The organism is Thiomicrorhabdus heinhorstiae (assembly GCF_013391765.2).
GTDB classification, from domain to species: domain Bacteria; phylum Pseudomonadota; class Gammaproteobacteria; order Thiomicrospirales; family Thiomicrospiraceae; genus Thiomicrorhabdus; species Thiomicrorhabdus heinhorstiae.
Map to the genome: position 1 here is coordinate 1 of NZ_JACBGI020000088.1, position 387 is coordinate 387.

Here is a 387-nt window from a genome sequence, read left to right on the forward strand (position 1 = left end):
TGAGTGCCTAAATTTAAGCCCACTCGAGTTTTACTATACCAAGCCTCAGCTTTAAAATACAAACAAAACGTATTTTTATTTACAATCATAATTAAACCAAACGGTCGTTCATTGAATGGCACATCCCGATAGAAATTGCTAGGATGTACCGATACCGAAAAGACTCTGACCAACGACCCGGTCACTTACCCAAGGAGGCCTGATGACCCTGTTTGACCATTTCCTGTCTCTGGCTCTGGAGTCCGCTCCCTGGCTGGTGCTCGGGTTGATTCTCGGCGGACTGATGAAAGTCCTGCTGCCAACCGACTTCCTCAACAAACATTTAAAACGTGATTCATTGGGCAGCGTGGCCAAAGCGACCCTACTGGGCGCCCCACTCCCGTTATG

Annotated in this window: 1 pseudogene; it reads left to right on the top strand. The window is 47.8% G+C overall.

The features are described from left to right. Positions 1–202 precede the first annotated feature (202 nt). A pseudogene (locus H8792_RS12485) lies at positions 203–387 on the top strand (SO_0444 family Cu/Zn efflux transporter); the annotation flags it as partial.